General features: G+C 60.8%; 14 protein-coding genes. 6 read left to right on the top strand and 8 right to left on the bottom strand.

Annotation, left to right across the window (positions count from 1 at the left end):
- Nucleotides 1-53 precede the first annotated feature (53 nt).
- The gene (pptA, locus tag QFI97_RS15720; RefSeq protein WP_095097625.1) at nucleotides 54-281 is read left to right on the top strand and encodes a tautomerase PptA; all 228 of its coding nucleotides are present in this window, start codon (nucleotides 54-56) and stop codon (nucleotides 279-281) included.
- 127 nt (nucleotides 282-408) lie between these two features.
- Here pptA and QFI97_RS15715 read toward each other — a convergent pair whose 3' ends face one another.
- From QFI97_RS15715 to QFI97_RS15705, 3 genes are read right to left on the bottom strand one after another with little or no spacing between them, the layout of a single operon-like run.
- Nucleotides 409-2,025 carry a carbohydrate porin gene (locus QFI97_RS15715; protein ID WP_346431550.1) on the bottom strand — a complete coding sequence of 539 codons (1,617 nt, stop codon included), beginning with the start codon at nucleotides 2,023-2,025 and terminating at the stop codon, nucleotides 409-411.
- Nucleotides 2,026-2,067: 42 nt separating this feature from the next.
- Nucleotides 2,068-3,450, bottom strand: coding sequence for an MFS transporter (locus QFI97_RS15710; protein WP_095097631.1), 1,383 nt, complete (start codon nucleotides 3,448-3,450; stop codon nucleotides 2,068-2,070).
- 25 nt (nucleotides 3,451-3,475) lie between these two features.
- Complete coding sequence (locus QFI97_RS15705; protein ID WP_346431549.1) at nucleotides 3,476-5,047, bottom strand: alpha-L-rhamnosidase-related protein; 1,572 nt, start codon at nucleotides 5,045-5,047, stop codon at nucleotides 3,476-3,478.
- A gap of 203 nt (nucleotides 5,048-5,250) precedes the next feature.
- On the opposite strand from QFI97_RS15705, the gene QFI97_RS15700 reads away from it, so the two are divergent.
- The gene (locus QFI97_RS15700) at nucleotides 5,251-6,075 is read left to right on the top strand and encodes a helix-turn-helix domain-containing protein (RefSeq protein ID WP_346431548.1); all 825 of its coding nucleotides are present in this window, start codon (nucleotides 5,251-5,253) and stop codon (nucleotides 6,073-6,075) included.
- 194 nt (nucleotides 6,076-6,269) lie between these two features.
- Here the strand turns inward: QFI97_RS15700 and QFI97_RS15695 are convergent, their stop codons facing one another.
- The gene (locus tag QFI97_RS15695; protein WP_095097637.1) at nucleotides 6,270-6,851 is read right to left on the bottom strand and encodes a flavin reductase family protein; all 582 of its coding nucleotides are present in this window, start codon (nucleotides 6,849-6,851) and stop codon (nucleotides 6,270-6,272) included.
- 211 nt (nucleotides 6,852-7,062) lie between these two features.
- Here QFI97_RS15695 and QFI97_RS15690 point away from each other — a divergent pair, with 211 nt between their 5' ends.
- The 4 genes from QFI97_RS15690 (at nucleotide 7,063) to nhoA (ending at nucleotide 11,389) form a co-directional block, all read left to right on the top strand.
- Nucleotides 7,063-7,767, top strand: a complete 705-nt coding sequence (locus tag QFI97_RS15690; protein WP_346432098.1) for an ABC transporter ATP-binding protein — start codon at nucleotides 7,063-7,065, stop codon at nucleotides 7,765-7,767.
- Nucleotides 7,764-8,732 carry an ABC transporter substrate-binding protein gene (locus QFI97_RS15685; protein WP_331835270.1) on the top strand — a complete coding sequence of 323 codons (969 nt, stop codon included), beginning with the start codon at nucleotides 7,764-7,766 and terminating at the stop codon, nucleotides 8,730-8,732. Before QFI97_RS15690 ends, QFI97_RS15685 begins: the two co-directional genes overlap by 4 nt.
- A 79-nt stretch (nucleotides 8,733-8,811) precedes the next feature.
- On the top strand, nucleotides 8,812-10,464 hold the full coding sequence (locus tag QFI97_RS15680; protein ID WP_095097646.1) for an ABC transporter permease: 1,653 nt from the start codon (nucleotides 8,812-8,814) through the stop codon (nucleotides 10,462-10,464).
- 79 nt (nucleotides 10,465-10,543) lie between these two features.
- Nucleotides 10,544-11,389, top strand: coding sequence for an N-hydroxyarylamine O-acetyltransferase (nhoA, locus tag QFI97_RS15675; RefSeq protein ID WP_346431547.1), 846 nt, complete (start codon nucleotides 10,544-10,546; stop codon nucleotides 11,387-11,389).
- Nucleotides 11,390-11,454: 65 nt separating this feature from the next.
- On the opposite strand, the gene narI is transcribed toward nhoA, so the two are convergent.
- The 4 genes from narI to QFI97_RS15655 are packed head-to-tail and all read right to left on the bottom strand — an operon-like array spanning nucleotide 11,455 to nucleotide 18,090.
- Nucleotides 11,455-12,135, bottom strand: a complete 681-nt coding sequence (gene narI / locus QFI97_RS15670; protein ID WP_346431546.1) for a respiratory nitrate reductase subunit gamma — start codon at nucleotides 12,133-12,135, stop codon at nucleotides 11,455-11,457.
- A complete protein-coding gene (gene narW / locus QFI97_RS15665; RefSeq protein WP_346431545.1) occupies nucleotides 12,132-12,827 on the bottom strand; it encodes a nitrate reductase molybdenum cofactor assembly chaperone in 696 nt (231 codons plus the stop codon). The genes narI and narW overlap by 4 nt, the downstream gene beginning before the upstream one ends.
- The gene (gene narH, locus QFI97_RS15660; RefSeq protein ID WP_346431544.1) at nucleotides 12,827-14,353 is read right to left on the bottom strand and encodes a nitrate reductase subunit beta; all 1,527 of its coding nucleotides are present in this window, start codon (nucleotides 14,351-14,353) and stop codon (nucleotides 12,827-12,829) included. The genes narW and narH overlap by 1 nt, the downstream gene beginning before the upstream one ends.
- Nucleotides 14,350-18,090: a nitrate reductase subunit alpha gene (locus QFI97_RS15655; protein WP_346431543.1), complete on the bottom strand. Its 3,741-nt coding sequence runs from the start codon at nucleotides 18,088-18,090 to the stop codon at nucleotides 14,350-14,352. The genes narH and QFI97_RS15655 overlap by 4 nt, the downstream gene beginning before the upstream one ends.
- Between the last annotated feature and the right edge of the window lie 65 nt (nucleotides 18,091-18,155).

The following is an 18,155-nucleotide window of genomic DNA, read 5'->3' as shown; positions in this document are numbered from 1 at the left end:
CCGACGCGCCCGGGCTGTGGTAGTTTTATCGTTCTGACAATAAGGAGTCCGCTATGCCGCATGTTGATATTAAGTGTTTTCCTCGCGAGCTGAATGATGAGCAAAAAGCGGCGCTGGCCGCCGATATCGCCGCCGTACTGGTGCAGCACCTGAACAGTAAGGACAGCTCGGTGAGCGTGGCTCTCAAGCAGGTTGACCCGAGCGACTGGCAGCAGGTGTGGGACAGCGAAATCGCCCCGCAGATGGAGCAGCTGATTAAAAAGCCCGGTTATAGCATGTAGCGGCTTCGGGCTGCCGGAGGAGGCGCTTTGCGCCCGTCCGGGCTACAAAAGCCGGCGGTCTTTGTAGCCCGGACAAGGCGTCGCCCCAGCAGAAGAACGGTTCGGTGCCTTATCCTGGGCTCCCCCCTTAGAACCAGATCTCGGTTTGCACGCCGAAGTTCCAGTTGCCGCCGGCGGTAAAGCCTTTGCTGCCGAAATCATCGTTAATGGCGTAGCGATCCAGCGCCTTATCCCAGTTCATCCACGTAACGAAGAATCGAATCTCCGGCCGCGCTTTAATATCAAACACATCGCCCACCTTAAACGTCGGGGCGAAGGTCAGCTTATAAAAATCGCCGCTCACCGCCTGATACTGATGGACATCGTCGTTGTAGCGATAGGTTCGCCCGTTGGGGTTCAGGTCCATATACTGCCAGGACGCTTCGTACAGGAGCGCGAAATTGCGGGTGATGCCTTGAGAAAGCCGCAGGTTGAAGGTCGCCCAATCGTAGCGGTCGCCATCGCGATAGCGGCTTTCGCTATGCTGGGCGATAACTGACGGGGCCAGCTCCCAGTTTTTGCCCAGCGGCAGAATACCCCAGGAGGCAAAACGCAGGGATTTGGCGTTCTCGGTTAAATCCCCGTCGCTGCCCGGCTGGCGCGCCTCGGCGCCTAAACCGCTGCCATACTGCAGCGCGCTCTCCGAAACGCCCGGCGCCAGGCCATAAAACCGCTGCTTATCGCGATAGGCCAGCATCGCGTAGTAGCCGTTCTTCGCCGTGTTGTCGCTACGCAGAGCGTAGCTGCCGGTGGTGGAGGTGTTATCCTTCAGCGAATCGTTGCCCTGAGCGGTCATCGCGGTAGTCATCAGCTGCCAGTTGTGCCAGAAGTGGTTGGCCGTGAACATCAGGTTCTGAATATCGTTATCTTCATAATTGTCGCTACCCAGATCGCCAAAGTTGCGCGCATAGACCGAATAATCACCGCGCAGATTGCTGCCCCAGCTGACGTCGTTGATGCCGCCGCCGGTACCGCCGAGGAACATAATGTCGCTGTCGGTAAAGTGGATATCGAAATTGTCGCGATCGAAACGCTTGCCCGCCCAGATTGAGGCGTGCTTAAAGGGCCCGGAAAAATCGGCAAAGTTGCCCATTTCGACGTATAGCTGCCGCACGTTCAGATGGTGGCTGTCGTTATCCTGTACCCACGGGTCCGGGTTGGTGGCGCCATCGGCGAGCATGGTTTTGAAGTGCGCCCACGAACCGTCGCTAAAGGTCATTTTCTTGCCAAAGCTGAGCTCCACGTAGTTATCCTTCTCGTTGCCGAGACGGCCGACGTGGGCATCACCGTTGAGCGAGCTGGCCGGAGAGATCCCCGGGCCGCCGCGGGCGCCTTTGCCGTGGCTATCTACCAGCATGCCGGAACGGGCGTAGGCGTTAAACTCAAAGCCGTCGCCGGGAGCGGTTTTCGCCAGCTGGCTGCTGAGATGCTGGTTCGTGGCCTGCTGTTTTTGCTCGCTGGCGGCGGTCCGCTGGCTGAGGGCCTGCACCTGTTTCTCCGCCGCCGCCGCGCGCTGTTCCGCGGCAGTGGTTCGCTGTTCCGACAGCTGCGCGCGGCGGTTGGCGTCACCCGCTTCCTGCTCCGCATGATTGAGCCGGGCTTCGAGCTGCGCCAGCCGTTGTTCGATAGTCAGCGGCGCTGCACTGATGCCGTAGGCCGAAAAAAGGGCGCAGCAAACCGCTGCGCTAATCACAGAGATACGCATAAGAATCCTTATTTCTTTCAGAGGTAAAGAGGTGAGGACGCCTTACATGGCGTGATGTTCTCCGCAGGCCGACGGGCTTTCCGGCGGCGCGCGGCGGCCGGCGTCAAGATCGGCGCGGATCTGCTCGTAATCATCGTCGAGGCGATAGAAGCGGCCGATCCACAGCATCGAGGCGACAATCAGCAGCGCCGGAATATAGAGATAGCAGGCTTTAATCGCCAGCATCGCGCTCTCGCTCTGCGCCTGATTGGCGACATAGCCGCCCGAAGAGAGCAGCACGCCGGTAATCGCGCCCGCGCCGGCCATAGCAACTTTGCCGAAGAAGCCGTTGATTGAGGTTAAAATCCCCGCGGTGTTGATGCCGGTTTTCCACACGCCGTAATCCACCGGATCGGCCTGCATGGAGAAGTAAATGGCGGTACGCTGGCCCGCGCCAAGGGACAGCACAATCGCCCCGGCAATCAGCCCCCAGCTATTGACGCCGGCGGCCATCATCATGCCCATGCCGACAAGGTTAATGGCGCTGGCAATCAGGTAGACGTGGCGCTTTTTCATCCGGCTGGCGAGTAGCGGCACGGTGAGGGTGCCCAGCAGCGGAACGAAGGTGGAGATCCCGGCGACAATGGCCGTCAGATCGTTATTGCCAACGTAGTAGTGGAAGAAGTAAACCAGCGCGCCGGTCTGGAAGAAGAACGCCCCCCACATCAGGAAGATATTGCTGGCGAACACCCACCACGGACGGTTGGCGCGCAGGCTGACCCAGGCGCGTTTCAAGGTCATTCGCTCCTGGGTAATGCTGATGTTCTCTTTAACGTTACGGAAACTCACCAGCAGGAAGAACGTCGCAATTACGCCGAAAATGACCGCGGTGTAGAAGAAGCCGTGGGCCTGGCTGCCCTTGCCCAGCGCGCCAACCAGCGGCAGAGTCGCAACGGCGACAATCGTTGCGCCGAGGGAGCCCAGCAGAATTCGCACCGCCGAGAGGGTGGTCCGCTCACGCGAATCGCTGGTCAGGAACGGCAGCATCGCGCAGAACGGGATGTTGACCAGGGTATAGAGAAACGACAGGCACAGGTAGGTGATGAAGGCGTAAAGCAGCTTGCCGGTAGTACCGAAATCCGGCACATAGAAGGCCAGAATGCACAGCAGCCCAAAAGGTACCGCCCCAAGCAGCAGATACGGACGGCAGCGCCCCCAGCGGGTGGTGGTGTTATCAATCACCAGCCCCATCAGCACGTCGGCGACGCCGTCCACCAGGCGGGTAACGAGGAACATCAGGCCGACATAGTAGGCGGGAAGGCCCATCACGTCGGTGTAAAAGAACATCAGATACAGAGAGATAAGCTGCCACACGAGGTTGCAGGAGAGGTCGGCGATGCCATAGCCAAGGCGCTGCCGCCACCGGGTAAAGGTTGTTTCTGCCATAAAATATGCTCGCTTATTGTTGTTGTTAAAGTCCGTACTGGCGAATAAACCAGGCCGGGGTACAGCTCCACGCATGGCAGTAACTGTTTATCAGCGTACTGCCATAAGGGGAAAAGTCAGGATGCGCCGGGTCAAAAATCTCCCAAAAGGTATCGGCGCCGTAATCGACCATCGCGCCCCAGTAGGCTTTGATCTCCGCGACGGCCTCATCGCGTAGCCCGCACTGCAGCAGAGCGGCGACAAAGTGGTGGCGCAGGTAGGGCGTATTCATGGCGATAGCCGGGGGATTTTGTTGCAAATTACGCATGACTTCCCGGCGCTGCCCGGCGCTGCCGGTTTCCGCCAGCACCAGCCAGATCTGCGAGGCCCAGGAAACCTGTCGCCCGGCGCCGCTAACGTAAAAACCCAGCTCCGGGTCCCAAAGCTCGCGCTGGGCCGCTGCTTTTAGCGCCTGCAGGCGCGCGCTGAGCGTGGGGGCCAGCTCGGGTTCAAAACGCCCGGCCAGCCAGATCGCGCGCTGCAGACAGTAAATCAGCACCCCCTGCGCCGCGGCCTGTTTATTCAACGACTCCTGCCAGTCGATAAATACCCACCAGTCGTCGCTATCGCGCACCAGGCCGGCGTCATCGCAGCGGGTCAGCGCCAGCTCAACCTGGCGGCGCGCCGTTGGCCACAGCTGCAAAGCGGTGGCGCTATCGCCGGTGCTTTGCAGATAGCTGTAGAGAACATCGACGAAAAACAGCGAGTAATCAAAGAGAAAAGTATCGTCGGCGATGACATCAGGCTGGACGAACACGTTGGCGGAGACCATGCCGTCTTCCCGGGTATGGCCGGCAAAGAGGTACAGACAGCGGCGAACCAGATCGTGGCGGGTGAAGGTGACGTCGTTAACCAGCGCCTGCAGGCGCAAATCGCCAAGCCACAGGCGGCGGTCCCGTTTAGGTCCGTCTTCAAAAACCTCCTGCATACAGTTTTTTAAGGTCAGTACCGAGACCCGGTCGATAGCCTGCAGCTGCGGGTCCGCCGTGGTACCGGGCAGGCAGGTTTCGCTCGCAGAGGTAACGGCATTCAGCCGAATGTGCCCAATCCGCAGGCGGAATTTCTGCGACACGGCCTTAACCTCCACCTTCAGGTAGCGAAAACAGTAGCGGCGGGGCAGGTTAACCTCTGCGGGCAGCACATCGAGCCATACGTCCTGCTGCTGCAGCCAGCTGCTGCTCAGCCAGCCCTGATATTCGCTGAATGGCTCACAGACTTCGCTGAGGGTTTCACCGAAGGTAAAGTGCAGGTGGGCCGGGGCATCCGGCGGGCTGCCGACGCCAGAGCAGGCGAAATGCAGGTAGCCGACGTAGTGGCTGCCGAAATCAATAATAAAGCTGTCGCCGCTGGTCAGATCGCGCTGATATAGCGCCTCGGGCGTGCTGACCGGCCGCGCCCGCCAACCAAAGATGGCCTGCGGATCGGCGCTAGCAGCGATAACCGCCGCCGGCGCGTGAGTCCGGCTGCTGAGCGTCGGCCTGAGGCTCTCGGCGGTGCGTAAAAAATCCTCGTGGCGGGTCATCGTGACCCCGGAGTTGTGCTGAATAGCCTGTGACATACTGCGTCCTCTACGTTTATTTATCCGCAGCATAAGACGTCGTAACCCGCGCCAACCACTCTGGCAATGCCAACGCACCGGTGGAAATGGCACTGATGGTGGGATGGGCTGGTTGGCGATCACAATTCCATAAATCTGGCTCGTGGGCGCCGGTAAAATGCATTATCGTGCCACTGCGCCGTATGCCGTTTTGGACTTCGCTAATGATGACACTGACCGTTGAGTATTATTTCGCCCATCCCCAGGACAAGCTGGCGATGTACGCCAGCGACCCCGAAGATAACAGCCATGAACATAGCCACGAGTTTGCCGAACTGGTCATTGTCGAGCAGGGACATGGTTTACACGTTATTAATGGCCGGCCGCTCTATATTCAGCAGGGGGACGTTTTTTACGTGCAACCGGGCGACGTTCATTATTATGACGAGCTCGGGACGCTCAAGTTAATCAACGTGCTGATTAACCCTTCAGTTGAATTTAATTATTTGCAGAATCTCGATGCGTTATTACGCAAATTCTCCGCACAGCAGGCTTCCTGCTACGGCTGGCTGGCCCCCGATACCCGCCATATCTGTAAGGGGCTGGTTGAGAAGATATTCTCAGCTGATTTTCAGCGTGGTGAAAACAGCGCTCTGCGCGAGGCCGCCTTTTTTCAGCTGGCGACGACGATATTGCATGCCGAAAGCGAAGCGGAATATAGCAATACTAAATATAAATTACATAAATTACTCACCTGGCTGCAGGACCACTGTTTTGAAGAGCATAACTGGCAGGTGCTGGCCGATAAATTTCATCTGACCACGCGCACTGCCTTCCGCCATATTAAAGAGGCGACCGGTTTAACCCCGGATAATTATATAAAACGCCTGCGTCTGGTCTCTGCGAGGGTAAAACTACGCGAAACCGATATGACTATTACCGAAGTGGCCTATTTATGCGGCTTCGCGAACAGCAACCACTTTACCACCCTTTATAAAAAGGTCTTTGGCTTGACCCCCAGCGAGGACCGGCGCCGGCTGCAGCGCTGAGGCCGCCGCCAGGCGCTCGCTTAGCGTCAAACCGGAGCGTGCGCCGAGCATAAAACAGCCCCAACGCGAACCGTATCCGCCGGGTGCGTCAGGCAGCGGTTGATGGCCGCCGGTTGCGCCTCACTTAGCAGCAGGTGAGCGATCCCCACCAAATGCCCTGTGCGCCCTCAACCAGCCTGCCGTGAGCCGCGGGATTACTCTTCCGGCGTGTTCGCCCGGACGTGCCGGCCGCTGGCGACAAAGTTGCCGGTGCCGAGATGATGCAGCGTATTGAGCTTATCATCGTCGAACTGCCAGCGTCCGGTGACGAAAACCCGCTCATCGGCGGCGGCGGAAACCACTTCGCCGAACAGGGTATCGTACTGCTCCTGGGCGGCGGTGGGCGGCAGCAGCCGACACTCCATCCACGCCAGACACTTTTCTTCAATTAACGGCAGGCCGAGCTCCGGACCGTTAACCACCGGAATGCCGTAGGCGTTGAATTTATCCTCATCGCGTCCGCTGATGCTGCCGACCGCGTAGGTCCAGCTGGCGGCAGCCACGCCCGGCACCACGATGCCGAAGGTCCCGTTGCGCTCGACGATCTCCCGTGTCCAGGCGCTCTTATCGACCACGATGGCGACGCGGGGCGGCGCGAACTCCACCGGCATCGACCATGCGGCGGCCATCACGTTGCGGCGCCCGGATTGAGCGTCGTAGCTGGTTATCAGAATGGTGGGGCCGTGATTGAGCAGGCGACTGGCGTACTGAAGTTCGACGTGGCGAAAGCGGCTCATATGCGTTCCTTGGTAAATGGGTCTGATGCCAGACAACAAGTTAAGCCGCAATGAAAATGTAATCAATACGTCATCCAGGCTCCCTATAGTTGGCGGCACTAAGTCCCAAAGAGGATAACAACATGTTAGCTCCCCTGTATTTATCGCAGGTGGGCGCGGCCCGGCGGGTTTCAACCGCCGGTAGAGCATCGCTTTCCCGATGGGGAGGGCGATAATGCGCGCGCTTACCGGCATCAAGCTTGACGGCGTTTCATTCGCTTTCGGCGCCAACACCGTTCTCAATAATATCGATCTGCATATCGAAGCGGGTAGTATCGTCGCGCTGCTGGGGCCATCCGGCTGCGGCAAAAGCACGCTGCTGCGCCTGCTGGCCGGGCTCACCGTTCCCGCCAGCGGCGAGATCCGCTTTGGCGACCGCCTGGTGGCGAAAGCCGGCTGGGGGATGGCCCCGGAGCAGCGCGATATCGGCATGGTTTTCCAGGATTACGCCCTGTGGCCGCATATGACCGTGGCGCAAAACATCGCCTTTCCGCTGCGCATGCGCGGGGTGCCTCGCGGCGAACGCCAGCAGCGGGTCAGCGCCGCGCTGGCGCGGGTCGGGCTTACCGGCTTCGCCGAGCGTAAACCCTCCGGCCTGTCCGGCGGCCAGCAGCAGCGCGTCGCCCTCGCGCGGGCAATTGTCGCCGAACCTCGCGTGCTGCTGTTTGATGAACCCCTCTCTAACCTTGACAGCGAGCTGCGTGAGTCTCTGTGCATCGAGATGAGCCGTCTGCTGCGCCAGCTTGGCATCACCGCCGTCTACGTGACCCACGACCGCCGCGAAGCAGAGCTGCTGGCTGACCGTATTGTGCATTTATCAGCGGGCAGCGTTGCCGCCGTCCGCATTGTTACTTCATCCTCAGGGGAACCCGCATGAAATCCGTTATGACCTTTAAGAAAGGAGCTGTGCTCGCGATGATGCTGTCGGCCACGATGATGTCCAGCGCCCACGCGCTAACCGTTTACACCGCCGGTCCCGGCACGCTGGCGAAAGGTCTCGCCAGCGGCTACGAAAAGAAAACCGGCGTGAAGGTCAATATTTTCCAGGCCACCACCGGTAAGGTTATGGCGCGCCTTGAAGCCGAGCAGGCCAACCCGCAGGCGGATGTGCTGATCTCGGCCTCGTGGGACACCGCGGAAGATCTGCATTCCCGCGGCTGGCTGCTGGCGTATCAAAGCGCCAACGCCGATAAGGTGCCGGCCAATCTGAAATCGGCTGATTACGTTGCGCAGGGCATTTCGGCGCTGGGGATCGTCTGGAACAGCAAAAGCGGCACGCCGGAACCGAAGGAGTGGCGCGACCTGACGGAAGCGGCGTTTAAGGACAAAGTGACCACCCCGGACCCGGCGCTGTCCGGCGCATCTCTGGATTTGCTGATCGGGCTGCAGAACGGGATGGGCGATAAGGCCTGGGCCCTGTTCGATGAGCTGAAAAAGAACGGAATGGTGGTCAGCGGGCCGAATGCGCAGGCGGTGACGCCGGTGATGCAGGGCGCCAAGGCGGCGGTATTCGGCGCGGTGGACTACGTCTCTTACGGCAATATTAGCCAGGGCGAATCGCTGAAGGTGATTTTCCCGGCCAGCGGAACGGTAATTGCGCCGCGTCCGATGATGATCCTGAAAACCACCCAGCATGCTGACGATGCCAAAGCCTTTGTCGACTACGTCCTGTCGCCGGAAGGTCAGGCGATGGTCGCGGACGCCTGGCTGATGCCGGCGCGATCCGACGTCCCGGCGAAGCGCCCGCTGCTTAACGAGCTGAAGGTCCTGCCGACCAGCGGCGACGGCAGCAGCGAACGCCGCGCGGTACTGACCCGCTTCAACACGCTCTTCGCGCAGTAATCTGCTTTCCCCCTTGCCGTGCCGGCCTGACGTTGGCCCGAGCGCGGCGGGGGGAATCCCTCGCTTGCAGGTACATACGGTGAATCAAAAACTTATTTCTGGCGTTACGCTAGCGGCGCTGCTGGTGCTGGTGGCGCTGCCGCTGTTTTTTATCGTCTTACAGGCGATATTTCCCCACTTCAGCGCCGGTTCGCTGGCCGGGGCGTTTAGCGGCGTCGCGACGCTGTTTGCCGATCCGCAGCTGCCGGCGATGCTCGGCGGCACCCTGTGGATCGCCTGCGGCGTGGCGCTGGTCAGCGTCGCCATCGGGCTCCCGCTCGGGGTGCTGCGCGGGCTGTTTAATCTGCCGCTGCCGCGCCTTTGGGATCTGCTGTTCTTAATTCCTTTTCTCACGCCGCCCTATATCGCCGCCCTGTCGTGGATGCTGGTGCTGCAGCGCAACGGCTATCTGCAGCAGCTCACCGGCTGGGATCTCAACGATCTGCTGTTCAGCCGCAGCGGGATCGTGCTGGTGATGGCGCTGAATATTTTCCCGGTGGTCTATTTTGCCGTCTCCCGGAGCCTGCTGGCGAGCGGGCAGCGGCTGGCTATCGTGGCGCGCGTGCACGGCGCCAGCGCCTGGCGGGCATTCTGGCATATCACCTTGCCGATGCTCTCTCCGGCGCTGGCGGCGGGCATGCTGCTGGCGTTTACCCTGGCGATTGAGGAGTATGGCGTCCCCGCGGCGCTAGGCTCCCGCGCGGGAGTGGTGATGCTGACCGTCGGGATTGAGAAGAAGCTTGCCGACTGGCCCATCGATCTGAACGGCGCATCGCTGCTCTCGCTGCTGCTGATCGTCGTCGCGCTGCTGGCCTGGTGGCTGCAGCGCCGGCTGGTGGGGGATAAAGAAGTGACCAGCGTGACCGGCAAACCGGGTGAAAATAGCGGGGCGACGGCGGGCTGGTTTACCCTCCCGGCGCTGCTGCTGATGGCGACGGTCGCCGGGCTGGCGGTGGTGCTGCCGGTGGCATCGACGGTTGTCACCAGCCTGATGGGCACGCTGTCGGGCGGAATCAGCGCGGATAATTTTACCTTTAACCACTTTATCGCGCTGTTTAACCAGCAGGGCGACGCGCTTTCGGCGCTGGGGACCAGCCTTTCTCTGGCGCTGGCCTCGGCGCTGATTGTTGGCCTGCTGGGGCTGGTGGCGGCGTGGCTGGTGCTGATCCAAAAAATAAGGGGTAGCGCCATTGTCGATGCTCTGTCGCTGATGCCGGCGGCGCTGCCCGGCGTGGTGGTCGGGGTGGGGCTGATTCTGCTGTGGAACCGCCCGTTCTGGCCGGTTTCGCCGTATAACACCTGGTTTATGCTGCTGCTCTCCTACTGCTGCCTGCTGCTGCCGTGGCCGGTGCGCTACGTGGGCAGCGCGCTGCGCCAGCTCGGTAATAATCTGGAACCGGCGGCCAGGGTGCACGGCGCCTCGCCGCTGCAGGCGCTGCGCCTGATCGTGCTGCCGCTGGTGTTTCCGGCGCTGCTGGCGGCGATGCTGATGGTGTTTGCGGTCGCCTCGCGGGAGCTGGTGACCTCTCTGCTGCTGGCCCCGGCGGGCACGCAGACCGTGGCGGTGTTTATCTGGCGTCAGTTTGAGCAGGGCTCGGCGGGACAGGGAATGGCGATGGCTACGCTGACCCTGCTGACCGGCCTGACGCTGATGCTGAGCGCCCTGGCGCTGATGCAGCGCAGCGCGCGCTGAGCCTCACGACCGCACAAAAATACCGGTGGGACGGAAAAAATACGCTATAAATGACGCACACCGATTGCTGGAGACATTGATGAGCCCATTTTTACGTGCCTATTTTTCTCGTCTGGGCTGGACGGGAACCCCGGATGTGTCGATTAACACCCTGCGGACGCTGCATATCCATCACAACAGCGCGATCCCGTTTGAGAACCTCGATGTTCTGCTGCCGCGGGAGATTCACCTTGACGATCGGTCGCTGGAGGAGAAGCTGATTAATGCCCGCCGCGGCGGCTACTGCTTCGAGCAGAACGGCCTGTTTGAGCGGGCGTTGAGCGAGATTGGCTTTTCGGTACGCAGCCTGCTGGGCCGCGTGGTGCTGGCGAATCCGCCGCAGATGCCGCCGCGAACCCACCGCCTGCTGCTGGTGGAGGTCGACGGCGAGCGCTGGATTGCCGACGTCGGCTTCGGCGGGCAAACGCTGACTGCGCCCATCAGGCTGCTGGCGGACGTTGCGCAGCAGACCCCGCACGGCGTCTATCGCCTGCTGCATGAAGGCGAGCGCTGGACGCTGCAGTTCAGCCATCATGATCACTGGCAGTCGATGTATCATTTCGATTTAGGCTGCCAGTTTGCCGCCGATTACGTGATGGGCAATTTCTGGTCCGCCCACTGGCCGCAGTCGCATTTCCGCCACCACCTGCTGCTGTGCCGCCACCTGACTGACGGCGGGAAGATGACCTTAACCAACTTCCACTTCACCCACTGGGATAACAGCCGGGTGGTGGAAAAGGTCGATTTGCCCGACGTCGCCGCGCTGTATGACACGCTGCAAACGCGCTTTGGCCTCGGCGTGAATGACGCGAAGCACGGCTTTAGCGAGACGGATCTCGCGGCGGTGATGGCGGCGTTTGACACCCATCCGGACGCGGGTAAATAGCGGGACTACTTAAGCGCCGGCATTGCTGCCGGCGCTTAACGCTGCTGCTCTCCCGGGAGAGAGACTCAGCGCCTTGAACGCACCACCTGGTAGCGGCGGGTCAGGTACTCGATCGGCGCGCTCCAGACGTGGACCAGGCGTGTGAACGGGAATATCAGGAAGATAGTCATCCCCAGCACCAGATGGACGCGGTAGATAAACGCCACGCCCTCAAGATGCGCCGAAGCGCCGGCGTGGAAGGTCACCACCGCCTGCGCCCAGTCCACCAGTTTGAGCATTTCGCTGCCGTCCGGATGCCGGGCGGAGAAGGGGATCGTCGTCAGGCCAAGAAGGCACTGAATCAGCAGGATGCTGAGGATCATAATATCCGCCGTCGACGAGGTCGCGCGAATGCGCGGGTTGGTCAGGCGGCGGATCAGCAGGCCCGCGCCGCCGATAAGCGTCAGCACGCCGCAGGCGCCGCCGAGGATCATCGCCATCAGCTGCTTTTGCGACATCGGCAGGAACCACGAATAGACCCAGTGCGGCGTCAGCATGCCGAACAGGTGGCCGAAGAAGATGCCGAGGATGCCGATGTGGAACAGGTTTGACCAGAGCACCATACCGCGTTTGTCGAGCATCTGGCTGGAGGCAGCGCGCCAGGTGTACTGGCCGTAATCGTAGCGCAGCCAGCTGCCGAGCAGAAACACCGTGCCGCAGAGGTAGGGGTAGATATCGTAAAATAAGACGTTGAGGTACTGTATCATTTCGGGCCTCCGGCACGGACGTCGACGTACTGCGGCGCGACGTCCTGGCTAAAGCGTCGTTGATAGTTTTGCAGCGGAGAACTGTCGCAGGCGGTGGCTTTATCTTCGATAAATTTCACCTGCTCCTCTTCCCACACCGCATCCAGCGCCTGGCGGGTATCATCGCGCTTTTCACCCGCCACCTGCTTAGTGACACTGTCACTATTGAGTTTGCTGCCGGCCAGCGCCAGCAGCGCGTCAAACAGCCGATAATACTCGCACTGCCGCTGCTTGAGCCGCCCGCCGAGCAGCGCCAGAATCGGCGCGACGTTCTGCAATCCTTCGCGGCTGCCCTCCGCCGGCAGGGTGCTGAGATACTCCAGATACAGCGGTAGATGGTCCGGCAGCTCGCGGCAGTCGATCTGCAGGCCGGCCTGCTCGTACTGATTCATCAGGTCGACCATCGCCTGGCCGCGGTCGCGGGACTCCGCGTGCACGTGCTCGAACAGCAGCAGCGAGGTGGCGCGCCCGCGCTCAAAGACTTCGCACCACTCGGCCTGACGGTCGAGCAGCGGGGCGGCCAGCAGCGGTTCAACAAACGGCAGCAGCGCCGGCGCATCGGCGCTGACCAGCGCCAGCGCCTCCTCGCGGTTGTCCCACAGTACTTCGTCCGGGTACTCCAGCAGCAGGCCGATCGCTTTGAGGATGCGCATTAGTCTCTCTCCCCGATATTGATCGCATCAATGCGTTGGCTGTTGAACAGGTTGAATTTGGTATCCGAGCCGTGGCAGCCGTCGCCGAAGGTGAAGCCGCAGCCGTTGCGTTCCGGGAAGGCGTCTTCCGCCATTTCGCGATGGCTGGTGGGGATCACGAAGCGGTCTTCGTAGTTAGCGATCGCCAGATAGCGGTACATATCCTCAACCTGCTCGACGCTGAGGCCGACTTCCTCAATGGCGCGGGTATCGGTGACGCCTTCTACGGTCTGCGAGCGCTTGTAGTGGCGCATCGCCATCATACGCTTCAGGGCGCGCAGCACCGGACCGGTGTCGCCGGCGCTCAGCAGGTTGGCCAGATACTGGACCGGAATACGCAGGCTTTCGACCGCCGGCAGAATGCTGCCGTTGTTCGGCAGGCCGCCGGCGTCGGCGACGGACTGGATCGGCGACAGCGGCGGGACGTACCAGACCATCGGCAGCGTGCGGTATTCCGGATGCAGCGGCAGCGCCAGCTTCCAGTCCATCGCCAGCTTATAGACCGGTGATTTCTGCGCGGCGTCGATGACGTTATGCGGGATACCCTGCTTCAGGGCCTCTTCAATTACCGCCGGATCGTGCGGGTCAAGAAATACGTCGCACTGACGTTCGTAGAGGTCGGTTTCATGCTCGGTGCTGGCCGCTTCTTCGATGCGGTCCGCGTCATACAGCAGCACGCCGAGATAGCGAATACGCCCGACGCAGGTTTCCGAACAGACCGTTGGCTGACCGGATTCGATGCGCGGATAGCAGAAGATGCATTTTTCCGACTTGCCGCTTTTCCAGTTGAAGTAGATTTTTTTGTACGGGCAGCCGCTGATGCACATCCGCCAGCCGCGGCATTTGTCCTGGTCGATCAGCACGATGCCATCCTCTTCACGCTTATAGATGGCGCCGCTCGGGCAGGTGGCGGCGCAGCTCGGATTGAGGCAGTGCTCGCACAGGCGCGGCAGGTACATCATGAAGGTGTTTTCGAACTGGCCGTACATCTCTTTCTGCATCGCCTCGAAGTTGCGATCGCGGGCGCGCTTTTCAAACTCGCCGCCGAGCAGCTCCTCCCAGTTGGGACCCCAGGTGATTTTATCCATCCGCTTGCCGCTGATCAGCGAGCGCGGGCGGGCGGTGGGCAGGTGTTGGCCTTCGGGGGCGGTATGCAGGTGCTGATAGTCGTAGGTAAAGGGCTCGTAATAGTCGTCGATCCCCGGCAGCACCGGGTTGGCGAAGATTTTCGATAGCACGCCGACGCGGCTGCCGAGGCGCGGCGTGAGCTTGCCGGTAATTCCTCGGATCCAGCCGCCTTGCCACTCCTCCTGGTCTTCCCAGTTTTTCGGATAGCCGATGCCGGGCTTGGTTTCGACGTTGTTAAACCAGGCATACTCCATGCCTTCGCGCCCGGTCCAGACGTTCTTGCAGGTGACCGAACAGGTATGACAGCCAATGCATTTGTCGAGGTTTAGCACCATCCCGACCTGTGAGCGTATTTTCATTTTTTCGCCTCCTGTACCCGATCGGAACCTTCGTCATCCAGCCAGTTAATATTTTTCATTTTTCGAATCATGATGAACTCGTCGCGGTTAGAGCCGACGGTGCCGTAGTAGTTAAAGCCGTAGGCCAGCTGCGCGTAGCCGCCGATCATATGGGTCGGTTTCGGGCAAATACGGGTCACCGAGTTATGGATCCCGCCGCGCAGTCCGGTGACTTCAGAACCCGGAATATTCATGATTCGTTCCTGGGCGTGGTACATCATTGTCATCCCAGGCGGCACGCGCTGGCTGACCACCGCGCGGGCGGTGAGGGCGCCGTTGGCGTTGAACGCTTCAATCCAGTCGTTATCCTCAATCCCCAGCTCCCTGGCGTCGGTTTCGCTGAGCCAGACGATCGGCCCGCCGCGCGACAGGGTCAGCATCAGCAGGTTTTCGCTGTAGGTGGAGTGGATGCCCCATTTCTGGTGCGGGGTCAGGAAGTTGAGCGCTTTTTCCGGGAAGCCGTTGGGCGGGATCGCCTTCATATGGCTGACGCTGCGGGTATCTATCGGCGGCCGATAGACCACCAGGCTTTCGCCGAAGGCGCGCATCCAGGGGTGATCCTGATAGAGCTGCTGGCGGCCGGAGAGCGTGCGCCACGGGATCAGCTCATGCACGTTGGTATAGCCGGCGTTGTACGAGACGTGCTCGCTCTCAAGGCCGGACCAGGTGGGGCTGGAGATGATTTTGCGCGGCTGGGCCTGAATATCGCGAAAGCGGATCTTCTCGTCTTCTTTATTGATCGCCAGGTGGCTGTGCTCGCGGCCGGTAAACTCGCCGAGGGAGTGCCAGGCCTTTACCGCCACCTGACCGTTGGTTTCCGGCGCCAGGCTGAGGATCACCTCGGCGGCGTCTATCGCGCTGTCGATGCGCGGGCGGCCTTTGGCCGGGCCATCGAGCTTGACGTAGTTGAGCTTGCCGAGGAAATCGACCTCGTCCTGGGTATTCCACGAAATCCCTTTGCTGCCGTTGCCCAGCTTGTCCAGCAGCGGGCCAAGGGAGGTAAAACGCTCCCAGGTCGCCGGGTAGTCGCGCTCAACTACCGCGATGGTCGGGGCGGTCTTCCCGGGGATCAGATCGCACTCACCCTTATGCCAGTCGAAGACGTCGAAGGGCTGCGACAGCTCCCCCGGGGAGTCATGCTGCAGCGGCAGCAGCACCACGTCGGTCTCTTTATCAAGATGGCCGACGCAGACCTCGGAGAAGGCCTTAGCGATATCTTTGTAGATTTCCCAGTCGCTTTTCGCATCCCAGGCCGGGTCAACGGCGGCGGAGAGCGGATGGATAAACGGGTGCATGTCCGAGGTATTCATATCGTCTTTTTCGTACCAGGTGGCGGTCGGCAGGACGATATCGGAGAACAGGCAGGTGCTCGACATGCGAAAATCGAGGGTCACCAGCAGGTCGAGCTTGCCCTCAATGGCGGCGGTCTGCCACTCCACCTCTTCCGGCTTCACCTCATCCGTCGCCCCCAGCTCATCGCCCTGAATACCGCTGTCGGTCCCCAGCAGATATTTGAGCATGTACTCGTGGCCTTTCCCGGACGAGCCCAGCAGGTTGGAGCGCCAGATAAACATGTTTCGCGGATGGTTTTTGCCGTTATCCGGCTGCTCGCTGGCAAAGCGGATATCGCCGGATTTCAGCGCCTGGGCGGTGAAGTCGGCGGGAGAGAGTCCGGCAGAATCGGCCTGCTGCTTAATGGTCAGCGGGTTGACGCTCAGCTGCGGCGCCGACGGCAGCCAGCCCATGCGCTCGGCGCGGACGTTAAAATCAATCAGGTGGCCGCTAAAGCGGCTGGCATCCGCCAGCGGGGAGAGCAGCTCCTGCGCGGTCAACTTCTCATAGCGCCACTGACAGGAGTGATTGTAAAAATACGAGGTGCTGTTCATCTGGCGCGGCGGGCGGTTCCAGTCGGTGGCGAAGGCCAGCGGCAGCCAGCCGGTTTGCGGGCGCAGCTTCTCCTGACCAACGTAGTGCGACCAGCCGCCGCCGCTTTGCCCGATGCAGCCGCAGAACACCAGCATGTTGATCATCCCCCGGTAGTTCATATCCATGTGGTACCAGTGGTTGACGCCGGCGCCGAGGATAATCATCGAGCGCCCGTGGGTTTTATGCGCGGTGTCGGCGAACTCCCAGGCGATCTGCTCGATATGTCGGCGCGACACGCCGGTGATCTGTTCGGCCCAGGCCGGAGTGTAGGCTTTGAGATCGTCAAAATCCTGCGCCGCGCTGGCGTCATCCAGGCCGCGATCGAGGCCATAGTTGGCGAGCACCAGATCGTAAACGCTGGCCACCAGGCCGCTTTCGCCGTTTGCCAGCGCCAACTGCTTAACCGGCAACTGATGGATCAGCACCGGCTCCTGCTTAACGCTGCGAAAATGCGGGTTTTCGTTACCGCCAAAGTAGGGGAAGCCCACCGCGGCGACGGAGTCCTTGATATCCAGCAGCGAGAGCCGCAGCTCGGTCTCTTTGTCGGCCGCCAGCGGTTCGAGGTTCCATTTCCCTTTCTCGCCCCAGCGGAAGCCGATCGAGCCGTTAGGCGCCACCAGCTCCCCTGCGGCATTGAAGGCGACGGTTTTCCATTCCGGGTTATTGCTTTCACCCAGCCCGTCCAGCAGGTCCGACGCGCGCAGCATGCGCCCGGGCACCCAGCTGCCGTCGTCGCGCCTGTCGAGCATCACCAGCATCGGCATATCGGTGTAGTGGCGACAGTAGTTGAGGAAGTAATCGCTGGGGTTATCGAGGTGGAAGCGCTTAAGGATCACGTGGCCCATCGCCATAGCCAGCGCGCTGTCGGTGCCCTGTTTGGGCGCCAGCCACTGGTCGCAAAGCTTGGCGACTTCCGAATAGTCCGGAGTAATAGCGATGGTTTTGCTGCCTTTATAGCGCACTTCGGTGAAGAAGTGGGCATCCGGCGTTCGGGTCTGCGGGACGTTGGAGCCCCAGGCGATGATGTAGCTGGAGTTGTACCAGTCGGCGGATTCCGGCACGTCGGTCTGCTCGCCCCAGGTCATCGGCGAGGCGGGCGGCAGGTCGCAGTACCAGTCATAGAAGCTCAGGCAGGTTCCGCCGATCAGCGACAGATAGCGGGTACCGGCGGCGTAGGAGACCATCGACATCGCCGGAATGGGCGAGAAGCCGACCACGCGATCCGGACCATAGTTTTTAATGGTCCAGACGTTGGCGGCGGCGATCAGCTGGTTGAGCTCTTTCCAAGTCGAGCGAATAAATCCGCCTTTCCCGCGCGCCTGCTTGTAGCTCAGGCATTTCTGCGGGTCCTGCATGATGCTGTTCCACGCGTTCACCGGGTCCGGGTGCTGCGCCAGCGCCTCGCGCCACAGCTCAATCAGCCGCTTGCGCGCCAGCGGGTATTTCAGGCGGTTGGCGCTGTAGAGGTACCATGAGTAGCTGGCGCCGCGCGGGCAGCCGCGCGGCTCATGGTTCGGCAGGTCAGGGCGGGTGCGGGGATAGTCGGTCTGCTGGGTTTCCCAGGTGACGAGCCCGTTTTTAACGTAGATTTTCCAGCTACATGAGCCTGTACAGTTTACGCCGTGCGTGGAGCGGACAATCTTATCGAACTGCCAGCGCTGGCGGTAGCTATCCTCCCAGTCACGGTTGGTGTTGTACACCTGACCGTGGCCGTTGGCAAAGCTCTCGCCCTTTTGCTTAAAGTAGCGAAAGCGATCCAGTAGTTTGCTCATGACATTATCTCCTGACGGGGGATTGCGCCCCCGTGGTTACATTGCTCAACATTTATTTATTATTT

Source organism: Klebsiella scottii (assembly GCF_036561945.1).
Lineage (GTDB): Bacteria > Pseudomonadota > Gammaproteobacteria > Enterobacterales > Enterobacteriaceae > Klebsiella > Klebsiella scottii.
This window is presented reverse-complemented; position numbering and strand designations above follow the sequence as displayed.

Coding starts and splice junctions, on each gene's coding strand:
- pptA (WP_095097625.1), top strand. CDS start 54: ATGCCGCATGTTGATATTAAGTGTTTTCCTCGCGAGCTGAATGATGAG.
- QFI97_RS15715 (WP_346431550.1), bottom strand. CDS start 2,025: ATGCGTATCTCTGTGATTAGCGCAGCGGTTTGCTGCGCCCTTTTTTCG.
- QFI97_RS15710 (WP_095097631.1), bottom strand. CDS start 3,450: ATGGCAGAAACAACCTTTACCCGGTGGCGGCAGCGCCTTGGCTATGGC.
- QFI97_RS15705 (WP_346431549.1), bottom strand. CDS start 5,047: ATGTCACAGGCTATTCAGCACAACTCCGGGGTCACGATGACCCGCCAC.
- QFI97_RS15700 (WP_346431548.1), top strand. CDS start 5,251: ATGATGACACTGACCGTTGAGTATTATTTCGCCCATCCCCAGGACAAG.
- QFI97_RS15695 (WP_095097637.1), bottom strand. CDS start 6,851: ATGAGCCGCTTTCGCCACGTCGAACTTCAGTACGCCAGTCGCCTGCTC.
- QFI97_RS15685 (WP_331835270.1), top strand. CDS start 7,764: ATGAAATCCGTTATGACCTTTAAGAAAGGAGCTGTGCTCGCGATGATG.
- nhoA (WP_346431547.1), top strand. CDS start 10,544: ATGAGCCCATTTTTACGTGCCTATTTTTCTCGTCTGGGCTGGACGGGA.
- narI (WP_346431546.1), bottom strand. CDS start 12,135: ATGATACAGTACCTCAACGTCTTATTTTACGATATCTACCCCTACCTC.
- narW (WP_346431545.1), bottom strand. CDS start 12,827: ATGCGCATCCTCAAAGCGATCGGCCTGCTGCTGGAGTACCCGGACGAA.
- narH (WP_346431544.1), bottom strand. CDS start 14,353: ATGAAAATACGCTCACAGGTCGGGATGGTGCTAAACCTCGACAAATGC.
- QFI97_RS15655 (WP_346431543.1), bottom strand. CDS start 18,090: ATGAGCAAACTACTGGATCGCTTTCGCTACTTTAAGCAAAAGGGCGAG.